Source organism: Halobacillus sp. Cin3 (assembly GCF_947311855.1).
GTDB classification, from domain to species: Bacteria; Bacillota; Bacilli; order Bacillales; family Halobacillaceae; genus Halobacillus; species Halobacillus kuroshimensis.
The window spans coordinates 518,467-544,175 of record NZ_CAMZMV010000002.1 but is presented as its reverse complement, the minus strand read 5'-3'; the positions used below and the strand labels follow the sequence as shown (position 1 = coordinate 544,175).

The 25,709-nt window shown below is 50.7% G+C and carries 28 protein-coding genes; 20 read left to right on the top strand and 8 right to left on the bottom strand.

Annotated features, from left to right (window positions below; genetic code table 11):
* Positions 1–266: 266 nt before the first annotated feature.
* Together QMA39_RS10755 and QMA39_RS10750 are read left to right on the top strand one after the other, a co-directional pair.
* Positions 267–1,856 carry a solute:sodium symporter family transporter gene (locus tag QMA39_RS10755; RefSeq protein ID WP_027954803.1) on the top strand — a complete coding sequence of 530 codons (1,590 nt, stop codon included), beginning with the start codon at positions 267–269 and terminating at the stop codon, positions 1,854–1,856.
* A gap of 68 nt (positions 1,857–1,924) precedes the next feature.
* The gene (locus tag QMA39_RS10750; RefSeq protein WP_027954804.1) at positions 1,925–2,179 is read left to right on the top strand and encodes a hypothetical protein; all 255 of its coding nucleotides are present in this window, start codon (positions 1,925–1,927) and stop codon (positions 2,177–2,179) included.
* A 561-nt stretch (positions 2,180–2,740) separates the two neighbouring features.
* Here the strand turns inward: QMA39_RS10750 and QMA39_RS10745 are convergent.
* Positions 2,741–3,604, bottom strand: a complete 864-nt coding sequence (locus QMA39_RS10745) for an AraC family transcriptional regulator (RefSeq protein WP_242520297.1) — start codon at positions 3,602–3,604, stop codon at positions 2,741–2,743.
* Between the two features lie 229 nt (positions 3,605–3,833).
* Between QMA39_RS10745 and QMA39_RS10740 the strand changes: the two genes are divergently transcribed.
* Genes QMA39_RS10740 through QMA39_RS10720 form a run of 5 tightly spaced genes read left to right on the top strand, consistent with a single transcriptional unit; the run spans position 3,834 to position 11,745 of the window.
* Complete coding sequence (locus QMA39_RS10740; RefSeq protein ID WP_281658710.1) at positions 3,834–6,095, top strand: alpha-galactosidase; 2,262 nt, start codon at positions 3,834–3,836, stop codon at positions 6,093–6,095.
* The gene (locus tag QMA39_RS10735) at positions 6,092–7,261 is read left to right on the top strand and encodes a galactokinase (RefSeq protein WP_281658709.1); all 1,170 of its coding nucleotides are present in this window, start codon (positions 6,092–6,094) and stop codon (positions 7,259–7,261) included. Before QMA39_RS10740 ends, QMA39_RS10735 begins: the two co-directional genes overlap by 4 nt.
* Positions 7,261–8,250 (top strand): UDP-glucose 4-epimerase GalE, encoded by a 990-nt coding sequence (galE, locus tag QMA39_RS10730; protein ID WP_206933189.1) that lies wholly within the window; start codon positions 7,261–7,263, stop codon positions 8,248–8,250. The genes QMA39_RS10735 and galE overlap by 1 nt, the downstream gene beginning before the upstream one ends.
* Positions 8,251–8,271: 21 nt before the next feature.
* A complete protein-coding gene (gene galT / locus QMA39_RS10725) occupies positions 8,272–9,771 on the top strand; it encodes a UDP-glucose--hexose-1-phosphate uridylyltransferase (RefSeq protein WP_281658708.1) in 1,500 nt (499 codons plus the stop codon).
* A gap of 21 nt (positions 9,772–9,792) precedes the next feature.
* On the top strand, positions 9,793–11,745 hold the full coding sequence (locus QMA39_RS10720; RefSeq protein ID WP_281658707.1) for a beta-galactosidase: 1,953 nt from the start codon (positions 9,793–9,795) through the stop codon (positions 11,743–11,745).
* A gap of 167 nt (positions 11,746–11,912) precedes the next feature.
* Here the strand turns inward: QMA39_RS10720 and QMA39_RS10715 are convergent, their stop codons facing one another.
* Positions 11,913–12,110: a hypothetical protein gene (locus tag QMA39_RS10715; RefSeq protein WP_206933193.1), complete on the bottom strand. Its 198-nt coding sequence runs from the start codon at positions 12,108–12,110 to the stop codon at positions 11,913–11,915.
* Between the two features lie 158 nt (positions 12,111–12,268).
* Between QMA39_RS10715 and QMA39_RS10710 the strand changes: the two genes are divergently transcribed.
* The 5 genes from QMA39_RS10710 to QMA39_RS10690 all read left to right on the top strand — a co-directional run bounded on the left by QMA39_RS10710 (position 12,269) and on the right by QMA39_RS10690 (position 16,090).
* Positions 12,269–13,723 carry a nitrilase-related carbon-nitrogen hydrolase gene (locus QMA39_RS10710; protein ID WP_281658706.1) on the top strand — a complete coding sequence of 485 codons (1,455 nt, stop codon included), beginning with the start codon at positions 12,269–12,271 and terminating at the stop codon, positions 13,721–13,723.
* 9 nt (positions 13,724–13,732) lie between these two features.
* On the top strand, positions 13,733–14,272 hold the full coding sequence (locus QMA39_RS10705) for a LytTR family DNA-binding domain-containing protein (RefSeq protein WP_281658705.1): 540 nt from the start codon (positions 13,733–13,735) through the stop codon (positions 14,270–14,272).
* A gap of 6 nt (positions 14,273–14,278) precedes the next feature.
* A complete protein-coding gene (locus QMA39_RS10700) occupies positions 14,279–14,686 on the top strand; it encodes a hypothetical protein (RefSeq protein WP_281658704.1) in 408 nt (135 codons plus the stop codon).
* Between the two features lie 135 nt (positions 14,687–14,821).
* Complete coding sequence (locus QMA39_RS10695) at positions 14,822–15,634, top strand: DUF3100 domain-containing protein (RefSeq protein ID WP_281658703.1); 813 nt, start codon at positions 14,822–14,824, stop codon at positions 15,632–15,634.
* 3 nt (positions 15,635–15,637) lie between these two features.
* Complete coding sequence (locus QMA39_RS10690) at positions 15,638–16,090, top strand: hypothetical protein (protein WP_027954815.1); 453 nt, start codon at positions 15,638–15,640, stop codon at positions 16,088–16,090.
* Positions 16,091–16,324: 234 nt separating this feature from the next.
* Here QMA39_RS10690 and QMA39_RS10685 read toward each other — a convergent pair whose 3' ends face one another.
* Positions 16,325–17,041, bottom strand: coding sequence for a DsbA family oxidoreductase (locus tag QMA39_RS10685; RefSeq protein WP_027954816.1), 717 nt, complete (start codon positions 17,039–17,041; stop codon positions 16,325–16,327).
* Positions 17,042–17,397: 356 nt separating this feature from the next.
* Here QMA39_RS10685 and QMA39_RS10680 point away from each other — a divergent pair, with 356 nt between their 5' ends.
* The 5 genes from QMA39_RS10680 to QMA39_RS10660 all read left to right on the top strand — a co-directional run bounded on the left by QMA39_RS10680 (position 17,398) and on the right by QMA39_RS10660 (position 20,939).
* A complete protein-coding gene (locus QMA39_RS10680; protein WP_160836623.1) occupies positions 17,398–17,715 on the top strand; it encodes a DUF3817 domain-containing protein in 318 nt (105 codons plus the stop codon).
* Between the two features lie 60 nt (positions 17,716–17,775).
* Complete coding sequence (locus QMA39_RS10675; protein WP_281658702.1) at positions 17,776–18,609, top strand: peptidoglycan-binding protein; 834 nt, start codon at positions 17,776–17,778, stop codon at positions 18,607–18,609.
* A gap of 158 nt (positions 18,610–18,767) precedes the next feature.
* Positions 18,768–18,953, top strand: coding sequence for a hypothetical protein (locus tag QMA39_RS10670; protein WP_281658701.1), 186 nt, complete (start codon positions 18,768–18,770; stop codon positions 18,951–18,953).
* A gap of 12 nt (positions 18,954–18,965) precedes the next feature.
* Positions 18,966–19,265 carry a sodium/substrate symporter small subunit gene (locus QMA39_RS10665; RefSeq protein ID WP_281658700.1) on the top strand — a complete coding sequence of 100 codons (300 nt, stop codon included), beginning with the start codon at positions 18,966–18,968 and terminating at the stop codon, positions 19,263–19,265.
* 15 nt (positions 19,266–19,280) lie between these two features.
* Entirely contained in the window at positions 19,281–20,939 is a 1,659-nt protein-coding gene (locus QMA39_RS10660; protein ID WP_027954821.1) for a sodium:solute symporter family protein, read from the top strand.
* A gap of 107 nt (positions 20,940–21,046) precedes the next feature.
* Here QMA39_RS10660 and QMA39_RS10655 read toward each other — a convergent pair whose 3' ends face one another.
* Positions 21,047–21,679: a hypothetical protein gene (locus QMA39_RS10655; protein ID WP_281658699.1), complete on the bottom strand. Its 633-nt coding sequence runs from the start codon at positions 21,677–21,679 to the stop codon at positions 21,047–21,049.
* A 169-nt stretch (positions 21,680–21,848) separates the two neighbouring features.
* On the opposite strand from QMA39_RS10655, the gene QMA39_RS10650 reads away from it, so the two are divergent.
* Positions 21,849–22,745, top strand: a complete 897-nt coding sequence (locus QMA39_RS10650; protein ID WP_281658698.1) for an AEC family transporter — start codon at positions 21,849–21,851, stop codon at positions 22,743–22,745.
* 207 nt (positions 22,746–22,952) lie between these two features.
* On the opposite strand, the gene QMA39_RS10645 is transcribed toward QMA39_RS10650, so the two are convergent.
* Genes QMA39_RS10645 through QMA39_RS10635 form a run of 3 tightly spaced genes read right to left on the bottom strand, consistent with a single transcriptional unit; the run spans position 22,953 to position 23,956 of the window.
* Positions 22,953–23,120, bottom strand: a complete 168-nt coding sequence (locus QMA39_RS10645) for a hypothetical protein (RefSeq protein WP_206933208.1) — start codon at positions 23,118–23,120, stop codon at positions 22,953–22,955.
* A 55-nt stretch (positions 23,121–23,175) separates the two neighbouring features.
* Positions 23,176–23,460: a hypothetical protein gene (locus QMA39_RS10640; RefSeq protein WP_027954824.1), complete on the bottom strand. Its 285-nt coding sequence runs from the start codon at positions 23,458–23,460 to the stop codon at positions 23,176–23,178.
* A gap of 46 nt (positions 23,461–23,506) precedes the next feature.
* Positions 23,507–23,956, bottom strand: a complete 450-nt coding sequence (locus tag QMA39_RS10635; RefSeq protein ID WP_281658697.1) for a hypothetical protein — start codon at positions 23,954–23,956, stop codon at positions 23,507–23,509.
* A 165-nt stretch (positions 23,957–24,121) separates the two neighbouring features.
* Here QMA39_RS10635 and QMA39_RS10630 point away from each other — a divergent pair, with 165 nt between their 5' ends.
* Positions 24,122–24,616 (top strand): sigma-70 family RNA polymerase sigma factor, encoded by a 495-nt coding sequence (locus QMA39_RS10630; RefSeq protein ID WP_027954826.1) that lies wholly within the window; start codon positions 24,122–24,124, stop codon positions 24,614–24,616.
* A 61-nt stretch (positions 24,617–24,677) separates the two neighbouring features.
* On the opposite strand, the gene QMA39_RS10625 is transcribed toward QMA39_RS10630, so the two are convergent.
* On the bottom strand, positions 24,678–25,058 hold the full coding sequence (locus QMA39_RS10625) for a hypothetical protein (RefSeq protein ID WP_027954827.1): 381 nt from the start codon (positions 25,056–25,058) through the stop codon (positions 24,678–24,680).
* A gap of 160 nt (positions 25,059–25,218) precedes the next feature.
* Here QMA39_RS10625 and QMA39_RS10620 point away from each other — a divergent pair, with 160 nt between their 5' ends.
* A complete protein-coding gene (locus QMA39_RS10620; RefSeq protein ID WP_281658696.1) occupies positions 25,219–25,701 on the top strand; it encodes a VanZ family protein in 483 nt (160 codons plus the stop codon).
* Positions 25,702–25,709 lie beyond the last annotated feature (8 nt).

Genomic DNA, 25,709 nt, shown 5'->3' with positions numbered 1-25,709 from the left:
CATCGGACTTTTTTTGTGTAAAAGATAAAACAGCAAAAAAGTGCAGAATTATGAGGTTTTTTGGAAATTCATGGTGGCGGGATAGTAAGGTCAAGGCTTCTCCCAGCTCGAAACTGTTATAAAGCTTCTCCTATTGTAAGCAAAAAAAGACAGAAAACGGCAGAATTTTTACCATTGAAACGCTTTCAGGAAGACCGCTAATATAGGAATTACATAAAAAAGCGCATACATACATTTGGTTCCGCTTACACAAAGGAGAGGCATCTATGAATGCATTTACAGTCGTATCATTCTTATTTTTTACAGGTTTCGTTGCTCTCGTAGCCTGGTGGTTTACTAGAAAGGAAAAACTCGATACACAGGACGGCTATTTCCTTGGCGGGCGTAATTTGAGCGCCTGGGTCATTGCTGGTTCCCTGATGCTCACGAACCTATCAACCGAGCAGCTGGTCGGCCTGAACGCGCAGGGCTATTCTGATACCATTGCCGTCATGGGCTGGGAAGTCGGATCGGCCATTTCACTGGTCATTGTAGCTTTCTTCCTGCTGCCTCGCTATATGAAAGGCGGCATCACGACGATTCCCGATTTTCTGGAGGATCGTTATGATTTTAATACAAAACAGATTGTGACGATTCTTTTCTTGTTCGGATATGTATTCAACCTTCTGCCTCCCATTCTTTATTCCGGAGCTGTAGCGATCAATGGTTTGTTTGATATTCCAGGGGCTCTCGGTGTAAGCCGTACGGTCGGAATATGGATCACCGTCTTTGCTATTGGAATTGTCGGTTCGATCTACGCGGTTTTCGGAGGGTTGAAAGCGGTCGCCGTATCCGACACGATCAATGGTGTCGGTCTGTTGATCGGTGGTTTGATGATTCCGATTTTAGGTCTTTTCGCTCTTGGGGATGGGTCAATGACAAATGGTATCCAGACGATTGTTCAAGATTCTCCGGAAAAATTGAATTCAGTCGGCGGACCGGACAGCCCGGTACCATTTGGGACGATGTTTACAGGGATGCTGCTTGTGAACCTGTTCTATTGGGGTACGGCCCAGCACATCATGCAGCGGGCGATTGCTGCCAAAAACTTAAAAGAGGGCCAGAAGGGTGTTTTAATCGCTGCATTTCTGAAACTGCTCGGGCCGGTTTTCCTGATCGTACCCGGAATTATCGCCTTCAATATGTTCGGTCCGGGTCTTGAACCGACCGATGCCTACCCCCGCCTCGTCGCGGAAGTGCTTCCGGCACCACTTGTGGGCTTCTTTGCGGCAGTTTTGTTCGGAGCGATTTTATCCTCCTTCAACTCCGCTCTGAACTCTTCGGTCACCTTGATTGCCTTGAACATTTACAAGCCGTATTTCAACCCGGATGCCCCGGATAAGGTAGTCGTAAGAAAAGGGAAATTTGTCGGTATCATTCTTGCTGTATTTGCGATGTGTATCGCCCCGCTTATCGATAAAGTGCCACAGGGATTTTTCCAATACCTGCAGATCGTCAACGGGTTTTATAACGTACCGATCTTTACCATTCTCATTGTCGGGTATTTAACGAAACGGGTCCCGTCCATTGCAGCGAAGATTTCATTGTTCGTCTTTATTTCCATCTACGCAACGACCCAGCTGGTCTGGGATACAGGACTTCACTTCCTGCATATTCTCGGCATCTTGTTTGTCCTTTGTACTGGATTGATGCTTCTGATCGGGAAGCTTCGTCCGAGGGATACCGACTTTGTACTGGAAGAAAAAGCGAAAGTAGATATGACGCCGTGGAAGCTCGTCTATCCTGTCGGTCTGGCCGCAACAGCCGCAATGGTCGTCATCTACCTGCTGCTCTCCCCAATCGGCATCCTATCCTGACTGATGTTTCCGCCTTCTTTTTGATATAATGAGAATATTGTCAAAAGGAGTGAAAGGCGGGAAAAAGAATGGGAAAAGCCAGTCAGCCGATTGAGTCTTTTTATCATAAAGTGTACGAAAACCTGGATGCGTTCCATGAAGAAGCGCAGGAGCTTCAACGAGAAGAGTCCGGTGGAGATCCAGTGGATGACGAAAAGCTGGAGCGGACAGAATTTGCGTTGCAGCTGGCCAAGGATGTCCTCGAAAACTTCGTCGACGATGGCAAGAGCATGACCATCAACTACGATAAACGTTCGGTCACCATTGAAGTACCAAAACGCTGAAAAAGAGCTTGTCGAGAAACTCCGTGTTCCTCGACAAGCTCTTTTTATGTGTTCAGGGTTCCCTGCCATTTCCTTCCCCCACAAATGTCTATTTTTCTTTGGAACTTGCAAAAAAAGAAGTGACAGGTTGTTACTTTTCAGGGCTGGAATGCTTCTGCTTTAGTGGCTCTTCCTTAACTCAGCTACCTTTAAGTCTTTTAAAATCACCTTTTGGTGAGGTCACGAGGAGCGTTCGGTGGTGACGCCTGCGGGAACAGCGCGAGCCGAAGATCCACTTGGACAGGTGGTTTTCCTGTCCAAGTTAGCTGAGGCCGTGCCCGCGGCAAGCATCCACCGATAAGCGGAGCGTGACCTCAAGAAAGATGTTCCGACCATTCCACTCCTGCGGAAAAACGGGAGGCCGAGACCCCGCAGGGCGTTCTCCCTGAGGAGGCTTGGACGTTCGTCCGCGGAAAGGGGATGGTCGGAGCTCCTGGAGGCGCTGGTTAAACATAGAGCTGCTATAAACGTTGAAAGGACTGCCCTGACCGGGACAGTCCTTTCTTATGTCTGATTCTACTGTTACAAATGTTTATGAGATTCGCGGAATCTGCCGGGAGTGATGCCGGCCTGCTTTTTAAAAACCTTCGTAAAATAGTTGGCATTTTTGTAGCCGGCAAGGACGGCGATTTCCTCAGCCGAGTATTTCGTATTCGCCAGCAGTTCCTTCGCTTTGTTGATCCGGATGGACGTTAAGTACTGAATCGGCGTCTGACCGGTGGCGGCTTTGAACTGCCTCGTGAAGTGATAGCGCGACATGCCGGAGGCTTCCGCCATATCATCCGGGCTGATTTCCTCGGTGTAGTGGTTTTTGGCATACATGCTTGCGGCGATGATGGCATCCGGCCACTGGACGAGTCCTTTTTCCAAGGTGGAACAGTAATGAAACAGCTCCATTGTGAATTGATAGGCGTAGCCGGAGGCCTGGTGGGCGTTGGCGATTTCTTTATTGGCCGCTGATTCGAGCAGCTGGTGGACGTAGGAAACGGGCGGCGCATCAGGCGGCATGTGGAGGATTGCCCCGACATTCTCCTGAATCTGGTTCCAGTAGGACTCCACCACATTTCCATACAGCGTCAAAAACATGAATTCCCATTTATCACTGTGATCGGGGAGATAATACCGGTAGTCCCCGGGGATGTTTACGATGAACGCCTGTCCCGGCGTCAGCTCATAGGTTGTTCCTTCAATATCGATGGCTCCTTTTCCTGCGGTCGTGTACTGGAAGATATACTTCCCGCGGTCGCGCCGGTTCGTTCCGTCCCAGTCATACAGTGTTGTCGTCTGTTCGTCCCAGCCGAGCGACCAGATTTGGGCAAGCTGCTGCAATTCCGGGTCGGAAAACCGGTAGCCGTAGGAGCCGTGTGTCAAAGAAGAAGGGGTCAAAGCAATTCTCCTTTCCTGGAAAAGCAAATATAAGCAGGATTTCATAATGGTTGATTTTCTAATTTCCCTCCATATCATAACAGCTAACCTGATCTGGTGGAATATTGATAAGCAAAAATGTGCAGAATGCGTCTTTTTATTTACCATTGATTGAAAAAGGGTTCATTTTTACAATAAAGCTAACAACTACTTGGAAGCGTTTGCGGAAAAGATTGGAGGAGGGAACATCTTGGCGATTCACATCACGGAAGACAGCCGGCAGTTTCACTTACAGGGAAAAAATATCAGCTACATCATACATGTTCTTAAAAACGGCCAGATCGGCCATCTTTATTATGGAAAGAAAGTAAGGGACAGGGACGATTTCAGTCATTTGTCCAAGGAGGAATTCCGCGTCACCTCTTCCTATGTCTATGAAGACGATCCAGCATTTTCTCTGGATATGATTCCCCAGGACTACCCTGGGTATGGGACATCGGATTACCGGGAGCCGGCTTTTCATATCCGGCAGCCGGACGGATCGAGGATATCGAACTTCGCTTACTCCTCCCATCGTGTCACTCCGGGAAAGCCTTCGCTTGACGGGCTTCCGGCGACCTATGTGGAGGAAGAATCAGAGGCGGTAACGCTGACCATCACTCTTATGGACGACCATACCGGCATGAAGCTTGATTTATTATATACCGTCTATCATGACAAAGATGTTATCGTTCGCTCTGCGCAATTTACAAATGAAGGATCGGTATCGTACCAGCTGGACAGAGCGTTGAGTGCTTCCATGGACTTTCCGGACAGCAATTTTGAGTGGGTCCAGCTATCCGGCGGATGGTCAAGGGAACGTCACGTGCATACACAGCCGCTTCATCCGGGCATCCAGAAGATCCAGAGCACCCGGGGCACAAGCAGTGCTCAGCACAATCCGTTCATCGCTGTCCAGCGGCCGGGAACGACAGAGCATTATGGGGACGTTTACGGATTCAGTCTCGTGTACAGCGGCAACTTTTCAGGGCAGATTGAAGTCGATCAATATGAGCGGGCACGGGTCAGTATGGGGATCAATCCATTCGACTTCAGCTGGAAGCTGGAGCCGGGCGGATCGTTCCAGACGCCGGAACTCGTATCTGCTTTTTCATCGCATGGACGCAACGGTTTAAGCCATTTGTATCATGATTTGTATCAGAAGCGGCTTGCCCGCGGGCGTTGGCGGGATCAGGAACGTCCGGTGCTCATCAACAACTGGGAGGCTACCTATTTCGATTTTGATGAACAGAAGCTTCAATCGATTGCCGAACAGTCCAGCCGTCTGGGTGTCGAGCTGTTTGTCCTCGATGACGGCTGGTTCGGCCGACGGAATGACGATACGACGTCGCTGGGCGATTGGTTTGTAGATGAAGCGAAACTGCCGAACGGGTTGAAGCCGCTCGTTGAAAAAGTGAACGAGACAGGGATGGCGTTCGGCCTTTGGTTTGAACCGGAGATGGTATCCAAGCAAAGTGAGCTTTATGAAGCGCATCCCGACTGGATTATCCAGGTGGCGGGGAGACACCCGTCTACAGGCAGGCATCAGCTGGTGCTCGATTTTTCCAACCCGGAAGTCGTGGACTACATCTACGACCGGATGAAAACCATTTTGTCAGAGGCCAACATCGAATATGTGAAATGGGATATGAACCGGTATATGACAGAAATCGGATCGGCACGTCTGGCTTCTGATCAGCAGATGGAAGTGCCCCACCGGTATATGCTCGGGGTTTATGATTTGTATGAGCGTCTAACCACAGAGTTTCCACACATTCTTTTTGAGTCGTGTGCAAGCGGAGGGGCCAGATTTGATCCGGGTATGCTGTATTACGCACCTCAAGGATGGACGAGTGATGATACCGATGCCGTCGAGCGGCTGGCGATTCAATACGGCACCTCCATGGTCTATCCATTGAGCAGCATGGGCGCCCATATTTCCGCCGTTCCCAATCATCAGGTGAAACGGGTGACGAGCTTGAAAACGCGCGGCGATGTCGCCTTCTTCGGAGCGTTCGGCTATGAACTGGATGTAACGAAAATGAACGAGGAAGAAAAAGAACGGATGAGTGAACAGATCACGTTTTATAAACAGCACCGTGCTTTGTTCCAGTTCGGTACCTTTTACCGGCTGACGAGCCCGTTTGAAAAGGGTGGGAATGAAACGGCATGGATGGTCGTATCCGAGGACGGGCAGCGGGCGGTCGCTGCCAGTTATCAAGTGCTGGCCCGCCCCAATCCAGGCTTTCGCCGGATCCAGCTGACCGGGCTGAATCCGGCGACGGAGTATAAGATCGAAGGCTTGGAACGCACGTATTATGGAGATGAACTGATGCATGCCGGCCTGCCGCTGGAGAGCGGATACGATGGTTCGCAGACAGGGGGGCTGGAGGAGTCCGGCGACTTTACTTCCCAGTTGTTCGTCCTGACAGCCGTCACGAATTCTACAACAATGGATGAGGTGGAAAAATGAAGCAGATGATCGAGGCATTTTATGAACAATTTGGAAGCGGGGGAGACATTCAATCGTTTTTTGCGCCGGGGAGGGTAAACCTGATCGGCGAGCACACCGATTATAACGGGGGGCACGTGTTTCCTTGTGCGCTGAGCGTCGGCACGTATGCGGCGGCTAGAAAGCGCAGCGATGCGAAGCTGAGACTGTATTCGATGAATTTTCCTGAACTTGGTATGATAGAAGCGGACCTGAATGAGCTCGTTTACGAACAAGAGCAGGAGTGGGCCAATTATCCCAAAGGTGTCGCAGCTAAAATCAGGGAGGCAGGCTATCCTCTTTCTGAAGGAGCGGATATCGTCTATTACGGAAATATTCCAAACGGCGCTGGTTTGTCTTCTTCGGCCTCCATTGAACTCGTCACCGGCGTCGTGCTGGATGCCTTTGCCGGACTGGACATCGACCGGGTGGAGCTTGTGAAGCTTGCTCAAGCGGCGGAGAATGAGTTTGTCGGAGTCAACTGCGGAATCATGGATCAGTTTGCGATAGGCAAGGGAGAGAAGGATCATGCTCTGCTGTTGAACTGCCAGACGCTGGAGTATCAGAAAACACCGATCCACCTGGAAGAGGAAACGCTCGTCATCGCCAATACAAACAAGCGCAGAGGACTGGCGGATTCTAAATACAACGAACGCCGCCGGGAATGTGAAGAAGCCTTGGAGCAGTTAAAGACCGAACTGGAAGCCGTCTATCTCGGCGATATTTCTGTAGAAGATTTCGAGGCGTATAAACACGTGATTGACGATCCGGTCACACGAAAACGCGCCAAACACGTCATTTACGAAAATGCACGTACAATTGAAGCGGTGCAAAAACTGAATGCTGGGGATATCAGCGGTTTAGGCCGGCTGATGAATGAATCACACCGTTCACTGCGGGATGATTATGAAGTAACGGGACATGAATTGGATGCTTTAGTGGAAGCGGCCTGGGAAGAAGGAGCGGTGGGCTCACGGATGACCGGTGCCGGCTTCGGAGGCTGTACCATCAGCATTGTACCTAAAGCGGATATTGAAACCTTTAAGGAAAACGTAGGAGAACAGTATTATAAGCAAACCGGTCTTGAAGCGGACTTCTACGTGGTGGAAATCGGCGACGGGGCGAAACGGTTGGAGGAGGAAGAGTGATGACTGTATTAGTATGTGGAGGCGCCGGATATATCGGCAGCCACGCCGTGGCCCAGCTGCTGGACCGCGGAGAAAAGGTAATCATTGCAGACAACCTGCAGAAAGGCCATGAACAGGCCGTTTTGGAGGGGGCTGTTTTATATAACGGGGACTTGCGGGATGAAGACTTCATGAACCGGGTGTTCGAGGAGAATGATATTGATTCGGTCGTCCATTTTGCAGCGGATTCCCTTGTAGGGGAAAGCGTCGAGGACCCGCTGAAATATTACGACAACAACGTATATGGAGCGGTCTGCCTGTTGAAGGCGATGGCTGCGCATCACGTGAAACGGATCGTCTTTTCTTCCACGGCTGCTGTGTACGGGGAACCGGACCAGGTGCCCATCCAGGAGGATGACCGCACGTTCCCGACCAACCCATATGGAGAAACGAAGCTTGCGATTGAGAAGATGCTTAAATGGGCTGAACAGGCGCATGGCATCAAGCACGTGGTGCTCCGCTACTTTAACGTAGCCGGCGCTGATCCGGACGGCCGCATCGGAGAAGATCACCGTCCAGAGACGCATCTCATCCCGATCGTGCTGCAGGTAGCGCAGGAGAAACGGGAAAAGATCATGATCTTCGGCGATGACTATCCGACCGCAGATGGCACCTGCATCCGTGACTACATCCATGTGACGGATCTTGTGGATGCCCACCTGCTGGCGATCGACAAGCTGAAACGTACAGAAGAAAGCGGCATTTATAACCTTGGGAACGGCCAGGGCTTCAGTGTCAAAGAAGTCATCGATACCGCCCGCCGTGTAACCGGCCGGGATATTCCTGCCGAAGTGGCTCCACGGCGCGCCGGTGATCCGGCTCAACTCGTCGCATCCTCCGGAAAAGCGATGGAGGAGCTTGGCTGGACACCGCAGTATGCTGAACTGGAAACGATGATTCAAACAGCATGGGACTGGTTCCAAAACCATCCCGACGGTTACAACCAATAAATTGAAGGGCTGGTGAGAGACGTGTCCATTTATCGCAACATTGAACAACTTCTTCAGTACGGATTATCCAAAAAGATGATAGCTGTGTGGGATGTCGATTATACCCGCAACCGCCTGTTCCATCTGTTTCAATTGGAAGGGCAACATCCAGAGGAAGCGCCAAAAGAGCCGGTGCCGGACACTCCTGCAAGCATTTTGGAACCGATGCTCGACTATGCAGCAGAGCAGGGGCTGATGGAGGATAACACTACGACAGAACGGGACTTGTTTGATCCGAAGATTATGGACTGTCTCGTTCCACGCCCGTCGGAAGTGATCCGCGATTTTTATCACACCTTTGAAAAGCAGGGACCGGAAGCAGCGACCCGGAACTTCTACCAGCTTTCCAAGGAGGCGCATTACATCCGTACCGACCGGATCGCCAAAAACAAACACTGGTACAGCAAAACGGAATACGGCGACCTTGAAATAACGATCAACCTGTCCAAGCCGGAAAAAGATCCGAAGGCGATTGCCGCGGCGAAAAACAAAAAAGCCGACAGCTATCCGGACTGTCTGCTCTGTAAGGAGAATGTCGGCTATGCCGGACGTCTCGACCATCCGGCAAGGGACAACCACCGGGTAATTCCTGTCGATTTGGAAGGCGAGCATTGGTTCCTGCAGTATTCCCCATATGTGTACTACAACGAACATGCCATCGTTTTATCAAGGGAACACCGACCAATGAGCATCTCTAGAGAAGGGTTCGACCGGCTGCTTGATTTCGTCGATCAGCTGCCCCACTATTTTGTCGGCTCCAATGCGGATCTGCCGATTGTCGGCGGCTCGATTTTGAGCCATGACCACTTCCAGGGCGGCCATCATGAATTCCCGATGGCGAAAGCGCCTGTCGAAGAAACCATCCATATTCCGGCGTATCAGGACGTGGAAGCCGGAATCGTACGCTGGCCGATGTCTGTGCTGCGTCTGAAGAGCACCGACCGCACACGTCTGGCTGAGCTTTCCGACCGGATTTTGACGAAGTGGCGCACGTATAGTGATGCGTCGGCGGATATTTATGCCGAAACAAACGGAGAGCCGCACAACACGATTACTCCCATTGCCCGTTATCGGAACGGGGCTTTTGAAATGGATCTCGTTTTCCGTAACAACCGTACAAGTGACGAGCATCCGATGGGAATTTTTCATCCACATGAGGAAGTGCATCACATAAAGAAAGAAAACATTGGCCTCATCGAAGTGATGGGACTGGCTGTTCTGCCGGGACGTCTCATTGACGAAATGGAGTCGCTGACCGGCTACATCCAACAAGAGGAGCTTCAAGGGAAGGCCCTTGAGGATGAACAGACAGCCAAGCATGTCCCGTGGGCGGAATCCATCCGCTGGGAAAAGGACGATGTATGGCCGCAGCTGCAGGAAGAAATCGGGCGCCGTTTTTCAGTCGTGCTGGAGCACGCCGGTGTGTTCAAGCGCACGGAAGAAGGACAGCAGGCATTCCGCCGTTTTCTTCAGACGATATAGAATAAAACCAGGAGGACAGCTATGACGTACTTAGGTGTAGATTATTACCCGGAGCACTGGCCGGAGGAAAAGATCGACGAAGATATTGAAGGCATCAAACAGCTGGGGGCCAACATCGTACGAATCGGTGAATTCGCCTGGCATCTGATGGAACCCGAGGAAGGAAGATTTGATTTTTCCTACTTCGATCAAGTCATTGAGAAGCTGAAGCAGGAGGATTTCCATATCATGTTCGGCACGCCGACGGCAACGTTCCCGGCGTGGCTGGCGGATCAACATCCTGAGATTTTGTCCGCCGATGAATACGGCCATCCGCGCGTTTTCGGAGGACGCCGGCAGTACTGCTTCAACTCCGACGTCTATCGTTCGTATGCCGCAGTGATTACAAGGAAGGTCGTCGAGCATTATAAGGACGAGCCGGCCATTATCGCCTGGCAGATTGATAACGAGTTCGGACATGAAGGCAGCGATATGTGCTGGTGTGGGTCGTGTGAAAAGAAATTCCAGACCTATCTGACTGAGAAGTATGACAGCATCGACCAGCTGAACGAGGAGTGGGGGACGATTTTCTGGGGCCAGACGTACAACGACTTCTCCGAAATTCCTGCTCCGAAGCCGACGATTACGACGCATAACCCGAGTTTGAAGCTCGAGTGGGCGCGCTTCCGTTCTGATTCCTTGAACGGGTTTGCTCATGAAATGACGCAGATTGTAAAGGAAACAAAAGGTGCGCACCAGCAGGTCACGACGAACGTTTCCGGCGGGTTTTTCTCGAAATGGTTCGATCACGCAGAAAACCTCCGCCCGATGGACTTTGTCTCCTATGACAACTATCCGGTCTGGGGCGGGCTGGAAGAACCCATTGCACCGGAAGCGATTGCGATGATGCATGACTTCAACCGAGGGCTCTTGGATAAGAACTATTGGATCGTGGAGGAGCTGATGGGGGCGCAGGGCCATGATGTCATCGGGTACCTGCCGCGTCCGAACCAGGCGAAAATGTGGTCCTACCAGGCCTTCGCTCACGGCTGTTCCAACCTGCTCTATTTCCGTTGGCGCGGGATGACGAAAGGGGCGGAGCAGTTCTGCTACGGCGTCGTCGATCACGACAATGTGTACGGCCGCAAGTATAAGGAAGTCCAATCGTTGTTCAGCGAAATCAAAGATTATGGCGAGCTGCTTGATGCACCAATCCAGGCGGATATAGCCGTTCTCTATGATTATGACAACATATGGGCGTGGCGTTCCCAGATTCAGAGCCGCGACTTTGATTTTACCGACGAGCTTGTCCGCCTCTATCGTCCTTTTTACAACCAGAATGCAGCAATCGATGTGATCCCGGCGGACCGAGAGTTGTCCAGCTATAAGGTGGTTGTCGTACCGGTGATGCACGTGATGGATGAGACGCTTGCCGAGCGGCTGAGAACGTTTGTGCAGAACGGAGGGACCGTTCTCTTCTCCTACCGTACAGGGTTGAAAGGCAAAGACAATAACCTGCGTCTCGGTGAAGTTCAGCCGGGACTTGTCCGCGATCTCGTCGGCGCCCGGATTGAGGAAATCGAATCGCTCACCAAAGATCACCGTCTGAAGCTGCAGGGGGAAGGACGCTTCTCAGAAGTTCCCGGCACCGTCAGCATCTGGCGTGACCTGCTCGTACCGGAAACAGCGGAAGCTCTGTACCAGTATACCGATGCTTTTTATGACAGCTATGCGGCTGTTACGAAAAACAGCTTCGGACAGGGGCATGTGTACTACATCGGCGGCGGACTCAATGAAGAAGCCCTCGATCGGATTGGTGAGGAAATTACAGAACACCATCAAATTGAAACGATTTCTTCTGTCCGCGGAGTCGAAGTGTACCGCCGCAAAAGCGGGGAGGACGCCTACTTGTTTGTGATGAACCATACCAGTGAAGAGCAGTGGTTCCAGGGAGAGTCGCTGGCACCATTTGAAAGCCGTTTAATCCAGGAATAACACGTGTGTAAGGCCCTTCCAACTGAGGAAGGGCCTTAAGCTTGTAGAGAAACCCCTGTTTCTTTACAAGCTGTTTTCTTTCTTAACCCCCAGGAGCGAAAGCCCCTTCCCTTTCCGCGGACGAGCGCCCGAGCTTCCTCGCAAAACCAATGCTTGGTGATCTGGGCTCACTCGTTCTTCCGCAGGAGTGGAAGGGGCACCGCTCCTTGGGTGTTCATTAAAATCGAAAAAGACTCTCCTTCACCCAGCTCACCTTTGCTGGATGGAGGGGAGTCTTTTTCATATTTCGGCAGCCAGCCGTCATCAGCGTCTGTTATGCCGGCCTCCTCTGCATCGCTTAAAGCTATTCTCCTCCAACGAACCATCTGCTTTCTCTCCACTGTTTTTTCCTATTGAAGAGAACGACAGTGATGAGGAAAGATGTCCTTTTCACCATCCATTTCGTCCTTTCCACGGAAAATCGGGGGCGGTTTATTCTCAGGCGGTTTACGATAGGGGCAGCAAAAGAAAGGGAGTGGGAGAAATGAAATGGATGCGGGTGATCCTCATGATGGCCGCTGGGATGACTTTTATGGCTTGGAGCAACGGAAAATATTTAATCAGTGTGGCGGCTTGGATTTTTCCGGTTCTTTTTATGATGGCTGTGAAGGAAATGTCTTTCAGAAAAGCATGGGTGCTACTTCCTCTGGCCACAGGGACGGCTAATCAGATCAGTTTTCATCATCTGCTGCCGAGTCTCGATCTTCCATTTTTTGAGTACCTTCCTGGATTAGCTGGAGCTCTTTATGCCATCCCCTATCTTCTACAGAAGCATGCGTACCAAAGGAGTGATTCCTTTATCGTTACGCTGCTTTTTCCATCGGCTTATACGCTGCTGGATACGCTTCATATGTACTTCAATCCATACGGCAGCTTCGGTCATCTCGGTTATTCGCAGCATCAGCTTCTTCCGGTCATGCAGATGGCATCCATCCTCGGCATTACAGGTCTCACGTTTCTCATTACTTGGACGGCCGCTGTCGTCTTCTGGCTGATGCATGGAGAGGCGACGTTGAAGAAACGCCGGACGGCTCTTGTGATGGCCGGAGTGCTCGCAGCCGCTCTGACCCTTGGCGGACTGCGGACGATCTCAGGAGGAGAAAAAGAAACCGTCCACGTTGCCGGTCTGCACATCTTTGACCGGACCAACGAGGAGACGACGGAAATTTTTCAGCTTCAGGAAAGCGATCCTTCCTTATTTTTGGAAAAAGCCGGGGAGCGGATGGATGAATTGATCAAAGCTACTGAAAAAGAAGCAGAGCACGGAGCAGAAATCATCCATCACGCCGAAGGCTCGGTCATTATTGATGAATCCCAGAAGACGGAGTATCTTGACAGACTGCGGGAGGTCGCCGTAAAGGCCGGCGTCTACATCATCACCGTCCCGTACATCTATACTCCCTCAGAGGAACCCAACGAAAATGTTCTGTACATCATTGACCAGAACGGAGAGATTGCCGCGGAGCATTATAAGTACGGCGGGAGCTTTGTCGAACAGACGGTCGAGGGAGACGGGGATATCCCTTATGTGGACACTCCTTACGGTCGGATTGCCGGAGTCATCTGCTGGGATAAGGATTTCCCAGCTGTCATGAATCAAGTCGGGGAAAAGGACATCGATCTTCTCTTTGTTCCATCCGCTGACTGGAAGGAGATTTCACCGTACCATACCATTGCCGGTACCTTGCGCGGGTTGGAAAACGGAGCGGCTGTCATCACCCAGACGGTGAACGGGATGTCGATGATCACGGATGCCGATGGACGTACGCTTGCGGAAATGGATCATTTTGCGACAGACGACTGGACGATGCACGGTCATGTACCGGTGGAGGGGAAGCGGACCTTTTATACGGTTGCGGGGCAATATTTTCCTGTATGTATTATAATAGCTGTGATTCTACTTCTGTACGTCGTGTTTATTAGAAAACAAAGAAAGTGAGGGGCTGCTGTGAAACTCGGATTGATCTGTGGGAATGACCACAGAGAGCGGATTTTGGAAAAATTCGAAGCTCTCGGTATCGAAATCTACCGACAGGCCGATGTCTATGTCGTCCAGGAAGGCCTGCAGGACGGATTTCTGCCGTGCATCGTTTTCCATCCGGATCATCTGGAGGACTTGACGCTGCTTCTGCAGACCGTCTCCTCCAAAGCATCCTCCACGAAAATCGTCGGTATGAAACAGGAGGAATTCCACGTCCTGCCGCATGCCGACATCTTATATTTCGAAGCTCAGGACGCCGTTGTTTTCTGTCATACGAAAAACGACGTCTACCGGATGAAGGAGAAGCTGTTTCGGCTTGAGGAACGACTGCCGGGAGAACAATTCATCAAAGTGAGCCGCTCGTTTATCGTGCATATCGACACAGTGGAAAAGATTATTCCGTGGTTCAACCGTCGTCTGCTCTTGACGTTTGAAGGATCGAAAAAGGAAGTGGAAGTGTCCAAAAACTACGTGAAATCTTTCAAAGCGTTTCTAGGAATGAGGTGATCAGCGATGAAAAAATATTATACGGAAGCGATTCTGCTGTCGGTCCTCATCGGCGTGTTGATCCGGGGAGTGGTTCTACTGTGGTCCGGTCGTCCACTGCTCTCCGGCCCGGTCGATTATATTTTCAGCGTGTTGATCGCGGTGCTGTCCTGTTCGGCCGCCTTCATCATCCACATGCACATCCTTGCCGGCAGGAAGTCTTCCTTTTTGAAAAAAGCCGGCTGGTCCTGCCTGCTGATCGCTCCTCTTTACGGGTCGGGCAACCTTTTGTTCAGCGGGTATTCGATTCTCATCGAAGCGGCTTTCTATGGATATGGGGCCGGCATTCTTGCCCTATCGCTCCTCTTGATCTATCAATTGAACAAACGAATCCAAACCTATGAGTACTACTTGATGAAAAAGAAAAATCGATAGGAAAACCCCTGTCACCACGGGGGTTTTTGTCGAACAAAGCGGTTCCTATGCCTTTTCTCCCAGAAAATAACTTTGATTTTAATATTCAGAACATTATAATGATTGGTATATTTATGTTCATTAAGGGGGAGAGGTATGAAACAAGAGCTGACAAATTTATGGAAAGACTGGCGATTACATACGATTGTGCTGGTCATCGTACTCCTGACAGAAACGATTGGTACGCATTCCTTTACGGTCGGTCCCGGCGTAGTTCTGCTGCTGCCGATGCTTTACGCCATCATTATTGGTCTTGGATTATTTTTCACACCGCTCATCAAGGAAAAACAGTCGAAAAACGCCGAGCCGCTCATCGTTCTTGGTGTCACGCTGCTGATTGCCAAAATCGGCGTGATCATCGGTCCATCACTTCCACAGATTATTGAAGCCGGTCCGGCACTGCTGCTGCAGGAATTCGGGAACCTTGGAACAATCTTCATCGCCCTGCCTGTCGCGATCATGCTCGGACTGAAGCGGGAGAGTATCGGCATGACCCACTCGGTCGCCCGTGAGCCGAACGTCGGTCTCATTATGGACAAGTACGGGTTCAATTCACCGGAAGGACGCGGCGTTATGGCCATCTACATATTCGGTACGGTATTCGGTGCGGTATTCATGGGTTTGATTTCCGGCTTTTTGGCCACGTTGACGCCGCTCAATCCACTGTCCTTTGCCATGGCTTCGGGCATCGGTAGTGGAAGCATGATGGCCGCCGCCAGCGGCTCGCTCGTCGCCGCTTTTCCACAGATGGAAAATGACATCCTCGCTTTCGCCGGGGCAAGCAACCTGCTCTCCTTATCGACAGGCCTTTATATGAGTATCTTCATCGGTCTGCCGCTCACAGAGAAGCTGTATGATATCATGACACGCAGAAAGAGCACCAGCTCTCGCGTAGAAAAGGGGGCATAAGTGATGCTGAAAAATATACAGGAATGGCTGCTCATGCTTGCGATTTTCGGAGTGACCGCCCTTTTGGGGAACTGGATCGGCTATGATGTGATCGTCTGGGAGGCAGTTCCGGGCATGCTCGTGCTCATCGGCATCTGTCTCGTCGGTTTGATCTTAGGAAAAGTGCTCCCTGGCAGTATCCCAAGTGTCGCGTATGTCGCACTTGTCGGCGTGCTCGTATCGATGCCGTGGATTCCAGGCTCTTCCTTTATCGTAGAGACGACGAGTGAAGTGAATCTGCTTGCGTTGACGACACCGATTCTTGCCTATGCCGGTATCGCCATCGGCCGCTCATGGGCGGATTTCGTCAAGCTCGGCTGGCGAAGCATCGTCGTTGCGATGTGTGTCATGCTCGGAACGTATATCGGTTCGGCGTTGATTGCCGAAGTAATTCTACGCTTCCAGGGGATCATCTAATATAAAAGCCGCACCTGGCTGTCTTATAGAGGCGTTTACGGGCTGTTTATCGGTCAAAGCGGAATGTATATCAGTCTTTCCGCGTGGATATCGGTCGAAATGCTGATATATCGGTCAAAATAACGTTTTATCAGTCAAAAAGCGGATATATCGGTCTTCTGCTTGTTTCACACGATTAAAGCCGTACGACATAAAAAAAGCTGCAGGATCATGTCCTGCAGCTTTCCTTTTTCGTTATTCTTTTCCGGAAGGAACTTCACAACCGTCTTCGGTGCATGCGGCTCCATCGTCTGTAGAAAGATTTTCAAACGCTGGTTTGTTTTCTTCATCAAAGGCTTTCTGAAGGCCGTTGACGAATACTTCCGTCGGCTGCGCGCCGGATACAGCATACTTACGGTTGATGACGAAGAAAGGAACGCCCTGCACACCGATTTCATGCGCTTCCCGTTCTTCCATGCGTACCGCTTCTGTGTAAGCGTCACTGTTCAGGACATCTTCCACTTCGCTGCGCTCAAGACCAGCGTCAACAGCGAGGCGCGTGATCGTTTCATGATCACCGATATCCTCAGAATCCGTCAGCACGGCTTTGAAGAAGCGTTCTGCTGTTTCCTTGCCGAGGCCTTTTTCGTTAGCCAGCTGAGCCACGCGGTGGGCGGCGAACGTATTCGTTGGAATCATCGTATCAAAATGGAAATCAAGACCGACGCTCTTCGCCTGCTCTGTCATATTGGCTGTCATGCCGCGGGCCTCTTCCAAAGAGCGGCCGTATTTATGGGCCAGGTGCTCATGCATGACTGGCTCTGTGTTGCGTCCAGCATTCGGATCAAGCTCAAAGCTCTTATATTCGACTTCTACCGTTTCGTTGGGGAACTGCTTCAACGCTTCCTCCAGACGTGCCTTTCCGATGTAGCAGAAAGGACAGACGAAATCGGACCATACTTCTATTTTCACAAGGATCACCTCTATTATTAGTTTCCCTTTCATTGTACGAGGGTTCGGGAGGGAATGCCATTATTCTGTTTGTCAGGCGTTTGGTTGATATATTCGGAATTTCGTTGATATATCTGAGAAATAACCGATATATCGAGAAAATAATCGATATATCCGCAAAAAAATCGATATAGGCGGAAAATAATTGATATCGCTCGTCCGCCCCCAAGCCAGCAGCCCGGCACATCCATCTGTGAACAAAAAGTGAAAGCCGCCGCGGGTGATTGCATCTCCTTTCCAGAACCATTAAGATAGAACTAGTGAAAGCGCCATCCCAGGGCGGCGCCGCTGATTTTTTGTGAAAAAGGAGACAGCGCATGCTTAAAACACCCATTGGTAAATTGCGAGTGATGGGATTCCTTGAGGGGATGTCCTTCTTGATTCTGTTATTCATTTCAATGCCGCTGAAGTATATGTTTGATTACCCGGAGGCCGTTTCTGTCAACGGCGCCATCCACGGCGGGTTGTTCGTCATCTATATGGCTGCCGTCGCCTATGTGACCTTCACCGTCCGCTGGCCGCTTAAATGGGCCGCAGGGGCGTTTGTGGTCGCTTTTATTCCATTCGGGAACTTCATTCTGGACCACCAGCTGAAGAAGAACTACACAAGTCAGCCGGACAGTTTGACCGCATAATAAGCCGATCGACACCGAATCCCTTTCTGCTTCGATTATAAAAGCAGGGAGGGATTTTTTATGATTGCATTGGAAACGTTAAAATCGCGGAGCAGGAACAATATGGGGAACGTCCATCCAGAAGTGGAGAAGAAAGTGGACAAGCTGTTAACCGAAGCCTACGAGCGAGGGCTGTTCGTCCAGATTTCCTCCGGCTTCCGGACGTATGAGGAGCAGGCGTCTTTATATGGAAAGGGGCGTCCCGGCTACACGTATAAAGGGAAAACGTATGGCAGAAGCGGGACGATTGTGACGTATGCCGAACCAGGGGAGAGCAATCATCACAGCGGACGCGCCGTCGATTTCTTTTTGGTAACCCCGGATGGGCGGACGGCGCTTTGGACGGTTGATCATAACTGGCGCTGGGTGGCGGAACGGGCGAAGGAAATGGGCTTTTCCTGGGGAGGGGATTGGTCGAGCTTCAAGGATTATGCCCATCTTGAGCTGCCGATCGTCCATTACGTCCGGCGCGGCAGCCAGGGGAGCCTTGTGAATGACGTCCAGGAGAAGCTCCGGAAGCTCGGCTATTACACAGGGGATATAGACGGAAGCTTCGGCCCGCTGACAGAGGAGGCGGTCTTCACCTTTCAGAAAAAAGAAGGTATCCAGGTCGACGGGAGCGCCGGACCGGAAACGCTGCAGCGGCTGGATATCCGGACGTACCCAGGTACACCGCTGAGAAAAGGGTCACGCGGAGAGAAAGTGAAGGCTGTTCAGAAAAAGACAGGAACAGAAACGGACGGGATGTTCGGAAGCCGGACAGAGGCTGCTGTCTGCGCTTACCAGGACTCCCGCCGCCTTGAGGTCGATGGAATTGTAGGTCCGAAGACATGGCGGTCACTGTTTGGCAGGTGAAGCACCCATTGCGGGTGCTTTTTTGTTATAGTTCTTTTTGACCGGTTGACATTATTTGATATTTTTAGAATAATACAGGGTGTAATATTCAGTTTTTTCTAACTATTAAAAATTTTTACATTAATGTGGTAACGCTTACAAAAGGAGGTGACATCCACATGTTCATTCCGCTGCTTCTTGCTCTCATAACCATCGTTTCTGTTGTGGCTGCAGTGAAAAAGAAAAAGGCGGTGTTGTTTGCCATCCCACTGGCCGCTTTATGTGCAGCCGCACTGATCAAGGTGATCATGGTGCCGATGCCGTTCTGGGAGACGGTCGTCTTTATTTTCAACTTAAAAGGATAGGGAGGAGAAAACATGAAAAAGATGGATCCAGAGCAGGCCAAAGCGTATTTCCGGTTGAGAACGACACTGATTATGATCTACCTCGGCATTGGCGTGCTGGTGTCCTTTGGTATCGTTTTGTTTGCCGAAAGTCTTTCGTCCTTTACCGTGATGGGGATTCCACTTCCTTATTACATGGGGTCTCAGGGAGCTATTCTGACGTTTATCGTTCTTCTTTTTTTTAATGCGGTCATCAGTGATTATGTGGATAAAAAGTTCGGCCTCGTTCCAAAGGACAGCACAAAGGAAACCGACCAGGCCGCCAATCAATAAGTTAGGGGGAAAAGTATGGATGCTCAGTTTCTCGTATCGTTAGGATTAATTGTTGTGACGTTTGCGCTCTATATCGGCATCGCGATCTACAATAAGGCGAAAGAGACGTCGGACTTCTACGTCGCCGGCCGAGGGGTGCCTCCGGTGTTCAACGGCATGGCAATCGGTGCTGACTGGATGAGTGCCGCTTCCTTTATCGGTCTTGCCGGAACCGTCATGATTTTAGGCTATGATGGGCTTGCGTACATTATGGGATGGACGGGTGGTTATCTGCTGCTTACATTCCTGCTTGCTCCGCAGCTCCGGAAATACGGGCGTTACACGGTCCCTGAATTTATCGGTGACCGCTATCGCAGCAACACCGCCCGGCTGATTGCCGCCGTGGCGACGATCATCATCAGCTTTACATACTCTGTCGGACAGCTGTCAGGTTCCGGAGTTGTCATCGGCCGTCTGCTTGAAGTGGATACGATGATTGGGACACTGATCGGAGTCGTCCTGATCGCTTTTTATTCGGCGATGGGAGGAATGAAGGGCATTACGTGGACACAGGTGGCGCAGTACCTCGTCTTAATTGTTGCTTATTTAATACCTGTGATCTTCATGTCCATGCAGCTCACACAGAACCCTGTTCCATGGCTCTCCTACGGGGAAGTCATTTCGGAAATGCGTTCCATCGATCAGGAGCTCGGGATATCGGAATACATCGTTCCGTTCACAGAAGCCTCCAAATGGCAGTTCATGGCACTTATGTTTACGCTCATGGCCGGAACCGCCGGTCTGCCGCATGTGATTGTCCGCTTTTATACCGTGAAAACGATGAAAGCCGCCCGTTGGAGCGGGGCATGGGCTCTATTGTTCATCGGCCTGCTGTATTTATCTGCTCCCGCCTATGCTGCTTTCTCCCGATTCATCTTAATGACGGAAGTCGCCGGTTCCTCTCTTGGGAACCTGCCGGCGTGGACACAGCCGTGGGTCGATACAGGCAAGCTGTCCCTTGCAGATGGGAACAGTGACGGCGTGCTCCAGTGGACAGAGCTTGCCATCAGCAATGATATCGTCGTCATGGCCACACCGGAAATCGCCAACCTCGGGATTTTCGTCATCGGTTTGATGGCCGCTGGTGCGATGGCCGCCGCCTTATCGACAGCCGGCGGTCTGATGATTGCCATTTCCGCTGCTCTCTCTCATGATATTTACTACCGGTCCATCAACCCGAACGCCAGTGAGAAGAAACGGCTGTCTGTCGGCCGCTGGTCCATCGTCCTCGCAACGGTGGTGGCCGGTCTGATCGCCTTGAACCCCCCTGGTGCAATCACTCAGATTGTCGCCTGGGCCTTTGCGCTCGCTTCCGGGTCCTTCTTTCCGGCTCTGCTCCTTGGGGTATGGTGGCGCCGAGCCAACGGTCCAGGTGTCATTGCAGGGATGATCACAGGACTCTCGGTTACGCTCGGTTATATTTTCGCAGCCAAATACGGAGGGTTTACGATCCTTGGAATCATCGACACAGGGGCAGGCGTCTTCGGAGCCGCTGCCGCAATTATCGCCAATATTACCGTTTCACTTCTGACGGCCCCGCCGAGTAAACAGACACAGGATGAAGTCACCGACCTGCGCTATCCGGAGCAGATTCAATATAAGAACGGTGAATATTATAAGAAGGATGCCCAGTAAAGAAATCTGGTGGAAAAACGGGGCACAGACATAAAAAAGCCTGCGGTATGGAGAGGATCCACTGCCGCAGGCTTTTCTTTTCCCCATAGGAGAGGGGCATGTCCCGTTTATGAAAATTCCCGGGTCCATCCGCCTTTGATTTTCGTGTCCCCTTCAAAGTACTGGACGGTGATCCGGCCCTCTGAAAATGAAAATTCATCTTGAAGAAAATCGGCAAAGGCTTCGAAAATCTCTTCATCTCCATCCTCCGGATCCCGGTTCAGATCGAGATATATCGATGGAGCGGCCTCCACCTCACGGACACTCGGCGCATCCTCCGGCGTGTAGCGGTGCTGACTGCTCGTTGATTTTTCAAACTGGATATCGAGGTTTTCGACGCCTGCCAGCTCTTCGTCCAGATACGTCATGGACGTCTGTTTGACTTCTTCCTCCCATTTGGAGGACACGTACGTATCCACCAGCTGGTTATCCTCATTCCGATAGACGAGAAATTCAATCCCGTCCTCCTCATGCCTGACCTGGGCGGCGGCCCTGAACGGCTGATTGCCCATCGAATCATACATCACACCGTACACCTCGGTCTGCCCACGAAAGCGGTCCTCTGTATAGGCTTCGGCGTCTTCTTTTACCGCATCCTCATTATTGCCGCTGATGGCGATGAAAACAACCAGTACAGCGAGCAGGCCGACGGCAGCAAAAATCCCGGCACCGATGAGAAAGCGTCGCAGCGTTTTATTCATACGTCTAGCTCCTGTCCTTCATATTCTTTTGCTATTATTTCAAAAAAGCCCGTCGAGGGCAATGATGAGCTCCCGCTGACAGCCGTTTTAGAGCAGAAGCAGGACAACGCTCCCACATTTCTGATAGACTATTGAAGTTAACAGATATGCTCGATAAAGGAGGGGAAGTATGGCGATATTCTTCCAAGTCGTTCTTCCGGTCATCCTCGTCTTCGTGGCCGGATATGTCCTGCAGAAAAGTCTGCATCTGGAAATTAAATCACTGTCTACGGTTACGTTGTATTTGATGCTGCCCTGCCTTGTGTTCAAAACCTTTTATGAAGCGGATTTCAACCGGGATTACTATATGATGATCCTCTTTTCCCTGACGCTTTTAATAAGTATTCTGATTCTGAATAAAATCGGTGCCCGCCTGTTCCGCTACGGGACACCGACGGAAAGCGGCCTGATCTTGTCCACCGCTTTTATGAATGCCGGCAATTACGGAACTCCGATCGTGCTGTTTGCCTTCGGGGAGCAGGGGTTCGTCTACGCGGTGACATTCATGGTGCTTCAGCAGATCGTCATGAACTTTTTCGGTGTCTATTATGCCGCCAAAGGCACCGCAGGGTTCAGCATGGCTGTCCGCACGATTTTGAAAATGCCGCCGACCCACGCCGTCTGGATTGCCCTGTTGTTTAAAGCGGCCGACGTAAACATCCCGGATAATCTGTATGCCAGTCTTGAACTCGTCGGCAATGCGACCGTTCCAAGCATCATGATTCTGCTCGGAATGCAGCTGGCGAACATCACCATTAAAAACCTCGACTGGAGCAAGATTTCTTTTGCAGCATCCATCCGTCTGGTCGCTTCTCCTCTGATCGCCTGGGGGCTGACCACCGTTCTTCCGATGAACGACCTGATGGCTTCGGTTCTTATTGTAGCCGCGGCGATGCCGTCCGCCGCAACGACGACGATGTATGCTGTCCAATTCGACGCCAAGCCCGACCTCGTTTCCAGCATCACACTGGTGACAACCATTCTGAGTGTTGTTACGCTTCCGGTTCTCTTGAATCTATTGACGTAGAAAAAGTCCGCCGTTCCCCGGCGGACTTTCGTTTGTATAGATATCCATTTCATCATTTCTTCTTAAACGGCTCTGGGATTGTCTCATGGAAAAAAGGAGGATCTCCTATTTATCTTGGGATCCTCCTCTTTTTCTATTCATCCTCCGCTGAGGTCACGAGGAGCATCCACCGATAAGCGGAACGTGACCATCTGCATGATGATTTCTTTATTCACTTTTCGAAGCATTGCGTTTTTCACGCCAGAACAAATATAGATTCCCAAAGAAAAAAGCGACACTCAAAACGCCGCCGACTGCTGACATTTCCACCGTGTCGGTGAACCATCCGAGCAGCACATAAATGAGAAAAAATCCGGCAAATGCAAGATAAAGCATAATCTCTTCCTTTCCAAGTCAAACGTCCATCGTTAGTATAACATTCCTGGAAAGGTTATGCGGGGGGATACATATGGAAGCGGTAGACGGTGAATTCCTCCCCCATCTCGATGCTGTAGGATTCGATCGGGATTTCTTCGTAAAACGTACCGTCAATCTGCTCAATCGATATAGAAAGAACGTATTCCTTATTTTCCATAATCGGAATAGGGAAGGGGTTCACGATTTCAATCATCCATTCATAGGCGAGCCGTTCCACAAAGGCGTGGGTGAAGGTCGTTGGTGCCTCGTCGAGCCAGATGCTGGCAAGGGGGGTCAGGGAGCGGGATGTCTCTTCCAAGGCCATTCCTCCGTTTAGTTGATATGACAGTTGTTTTCCCTGTATTTTACATGTATAAACGCGCGAGCTTCGTTCTCAAGATCCTGCGCCTCCGGTAAAAGGTCGAGGAGCTGATGTTCATCCGGTCCGCAATCTCCACATTTTTATAACCGTTAAGGAGGTCGGAGAGGAAGCGCTTTTCAAAAGGAGATAGAGTGGAGGGAAGAGCAGGATGTGTCGATGGGAGAGGATTTGTAAAGGAAGAGAGTGTATACAGGCGCCGGTGGGCAGCTGTCCTTTTCAGATCGTTGGAGACAAGGGTTTGATAGTGATATCGGAGTTTGGTGTGGAAGTACGTAGAGAACCGGCTTTTCCCAGGATCATAGCGTGCTTTGGCAGCGTGATAGACGAGGTAGCTTTCCTGGAAATAATCGTCGTGCGGGGGCGGGAGGTGCAGGTTGTGCATCACTTTGTAAATGAGTTCTTCCAATTCATGAAATTCCTGAATCTTTGACATGAGTCACTCCTTTCTACTTTTCTATTGTCCTACATTTGCCGGCAGCTTCCCAGCGGAAATTCCATTTTTCCTGGTGGAAAATATATTTTTTGAAAAAAGATGACACGAAAACTTCCATTTTCTTCGATTATAGAGTGAAGGCAGAAAATGAGAAGGAGTGAAGTCATGGAAACGGAACAGGATTTTGAACAGCTGCTGGCCGAATGGGAACGGAGCATCCATTACCACATCCGTAAGCTGCACATCATCGATGCGAACGGTGATTTTTATGCCGAAGGATTGTTTGCTTTATGGCAGGCCCACCGCACGTACAATCCCGAGGCTGGAGAATTTTCCACCTATGCCCACTGGAAGATCCGCAACGCGCTCATTGACCAAATCCGCCGCGAAAACAACCGTCAGGAAAGGGAAAACCGGTTTGTAGAGGAACTCATCCACAGCGAGGATTACATATGGGAGGACGAGCCGGTTGATACATACTTCTGGGACCAGGTCAAAAACCTGCTGACACCCAACCAGTGGAAATGGGTATCTCACCGTGTGAAGCAGGGCCGTTCTGTTGCGGAAACGGCCCGGATCGAAGGCGTGACCCAGGATGCTGTGAAAAACTGGGGACGCCATGCCAGAAATAAACTGAAGTCCTGCAGACATCTTCTTTAACCCTCACTTCTACATCCTCATAAAAAAGTCCGGCGCCTTCCAGAAAAGCGCCGGATGTTCCTCATCGATCGATGGTTATGTTAATTTTCGTCAGTCCCATAGCCCGGGCAGCCTTGATCATCTTCGCTGCTTCCTGTTCGGCATTCTGGATATGGATTTCGTTCCTGGATATACTCAACGTTGTCCCGCCAGACAACACGGTTGGTTCTTCCGGAGTCTCCTGGGCCAAGGCCAGCAGGGACTGGGGCTGCTGCTGTTCCGCCTGGATTTCTTCCTGACGCATACGATTGACGCGTCCGCGGATTTTACGACCATGATAAACGACACTAGCATAAGGGCATCCCGTTTCGGCCGCGATTTCGCGATAATTTTTATCAGTCTCACCGATCAGGCGCTTCACTTCGCCAAGATCGTAATCGTACTGCTTACTTTTCTTTGCCACTCTCGAATCCCCCTTTTTTCTTTCCATAAGCAATTGTATACAAGATTACAATATTTTAATAGTAGGTCCTATGAATTTATGAAATTTTTTTTAATTCCTGATATTTATAGTAGACTATTCATATGTCTTTCAGCTATTTTACATAGAAAGTGTGAATGATTTGTATAAAAGGTTAATCTTTACTATCCTCCCAATTGCAGTTATGGGCCTGATTTTTTACTTTTCCTCCCAGCCTTATGGCGAACAGGATATGCGTCCATCGTTATCGATGTATCTTCCGCTCGACCTGCTCCGTCCGCTTCTGGCGCCGGTTTCCTTTACCTACCACGGGGAAGAGGTCAGTCTGGCCAGCCACGGCATCGAAGGACTGGTGGAATTTTTCATTCGGAAGGGCGCTCATATCAGCATCTTTTTCTTATTAATGATCACCGCGTATGGAGCTTTCCTTGTGAACACCCGCTGGAAAAAAAGGACGGCAGCCATCAGCGCTCTGGCCGTAACGGTGCTATACGCATGTGTGGATGAATACCATCAATCCCTGACGCCGGACCGTACCCCGTACATCGGGGATGTCGGACTCGACAGTGTGGGGGCCCTGATCGGCCTGGCCCTTCTTTTTGCAGGAAACAGAAGAAGAAAATAAAAGAACCA

What these genes read in the sequence shown, in the direction of transcription:
- QMA39_RS10630 (WP_027954826.1), top strand. Translation starts at nt 24,122, where the DNA reads ATGGAAACGGAACAGGATTTTGAACAGCTGCTGGCCGAATGGGAACGG.
- QMA39_RS10655 (WP_281658699.1), bottom strand. Translation starts at nt 21,679, where the DNA reads ATGAATAAAACGCTGCGACGCTTTCTCATCGGTGCCGGGATTTTTGCT.
- QMA39_RS10670 (WP_281658701.1), top strand. Translation starts at nt 18,768, where the DNA reads ATGTTCATTCCGCTGCTTCTTGCTCTCATAACCATCGTTTCTGTTGTG.
- QMA39_RS10750 (WP_027954804.1), top strand. Translation starts at nt 1,925, where the DNA reads ATGGGAAAAGCCAGTCAGCCGATTGAGTCTTTTTATCATAAAGTGTAC.
- QMA39_RS10710 (WP_281658706.1), top strand. Translation starts at nt 12,269, where the DNA reads ATGAAATGGATGCGGGTGATCCTCATGATGGCCGCTGGGATGACTTTT.
- QMA39_RS10680 (WP_160836623.1), top strand. Translation starts at nt 17,398, where the DNA reads ATGCTTAAAACACCCATTGGTAAATTGCGAGTGATGGGATTCCTTGAG.
- QMA39_RS10665 (WP_281658700.1), top strand. Translation starts at nt 18,966, where the DNA reads ATGAAAAAGATGGATCCAGAGCAGGCCAAAGCGTATTTCCGGTTGAGA.
- QMA39_RS10755 (WP_027954803.1), top strand. Translation starts at nt 267, where the DNA reads ATGAATGCATTTACAGTCGTATCATTCTTATTTTTTACAGGTTTCGTT.
- QMA39_RS10700 (WP_281658704.1), top strand. Translation starts at nt 14,279, where the DNA reads ATGAAAAAATATTATACGGAAGCGATTCTGCTGTCGGTCCTCATCGGC.
- QMA39_RS10715 (WP_206933193.1), bottom strand. Translation starts at nt 12,110, where the DNA reads ATGGTTCGTTGGAGGAGAATAGCTTTAAGCGATGCAGAGGAGGCCGGC.
- QMA39_RS10690 (WP_027954815.1), top strand. Translation starts at nt 15,638, where the DNA reads ATGCTGAAAAATATACAGGAATGGCTGCTCATGCTTGCGATTTTCGGA.
- QMA39_RS10720 (WP_281658707.1), top strand. Translation starts at nt 9,793, where the DNA reads ATGACGTACTTAGGTGTAGATTATTACCCGGAGCACTGGCCGGAGGAA.
- QMA39_RS10650 (WP_281658698.1), top strand. Translation starts at nt 21,849, where the DNA reads ATGGCGATATTCTTCCAAGTCGTTCTTCCGGTCATCCTCGTCTTCGTG.
- QMA39_RS10675 (WP_281658702.1), top strand. Translation starts at nt 17,776, where the DNA reads ATGATTGCATTGGAAACGTTAAAATCGCGGAGCAGGAACAATATGGGG.
- galE (WP_206933189.1), top strand. Translation starts at nt 7,261, where the DNA reads ATGACTGTATTAGTATGTGGAGGCGCCGGATATATCGGCAGCCACGCC.
- QMA39_RS10660 (WP_027954821.1), top strand. Translation starts at nt 19,281, where the DNA reads ATGGATGCTCAGTTTCTCGTATCGTTAGGATTAATTGTTGTGACGTTT.
- QMA39_RS10645 (WP_206933208.1), bottom strand. Translation starts at nt 23,120, where the DNA reads ATGCTTTATCTTGCATTTGCCGGATTTTTTCTCATTTATGTGCTGCTC.
- QMA39_RS10735 (WP_281658709.1), top strand. Translation starts at nt 6,092, where the DNA reads ATGAAGCAGATGATCGAGGCATTTTATGAACAATTTGGAAGCGGGGGA.
- QMA39_RS10635 (WP_281658697.1), bottom strand. Translation starts at nt 23,956, where the DNA reads ATGTCAAAGATTCAGGAATTTCATGAATTGGAAGAACTCATTTACAAA.
- QMA39_RS10695 (WP_281658703.1), top strand. Translation starts at nt 14,822, where the DNA reads ATGAAACAAGAGCTGACAAATTTATGGAAAGACTGGCGATTACATACG.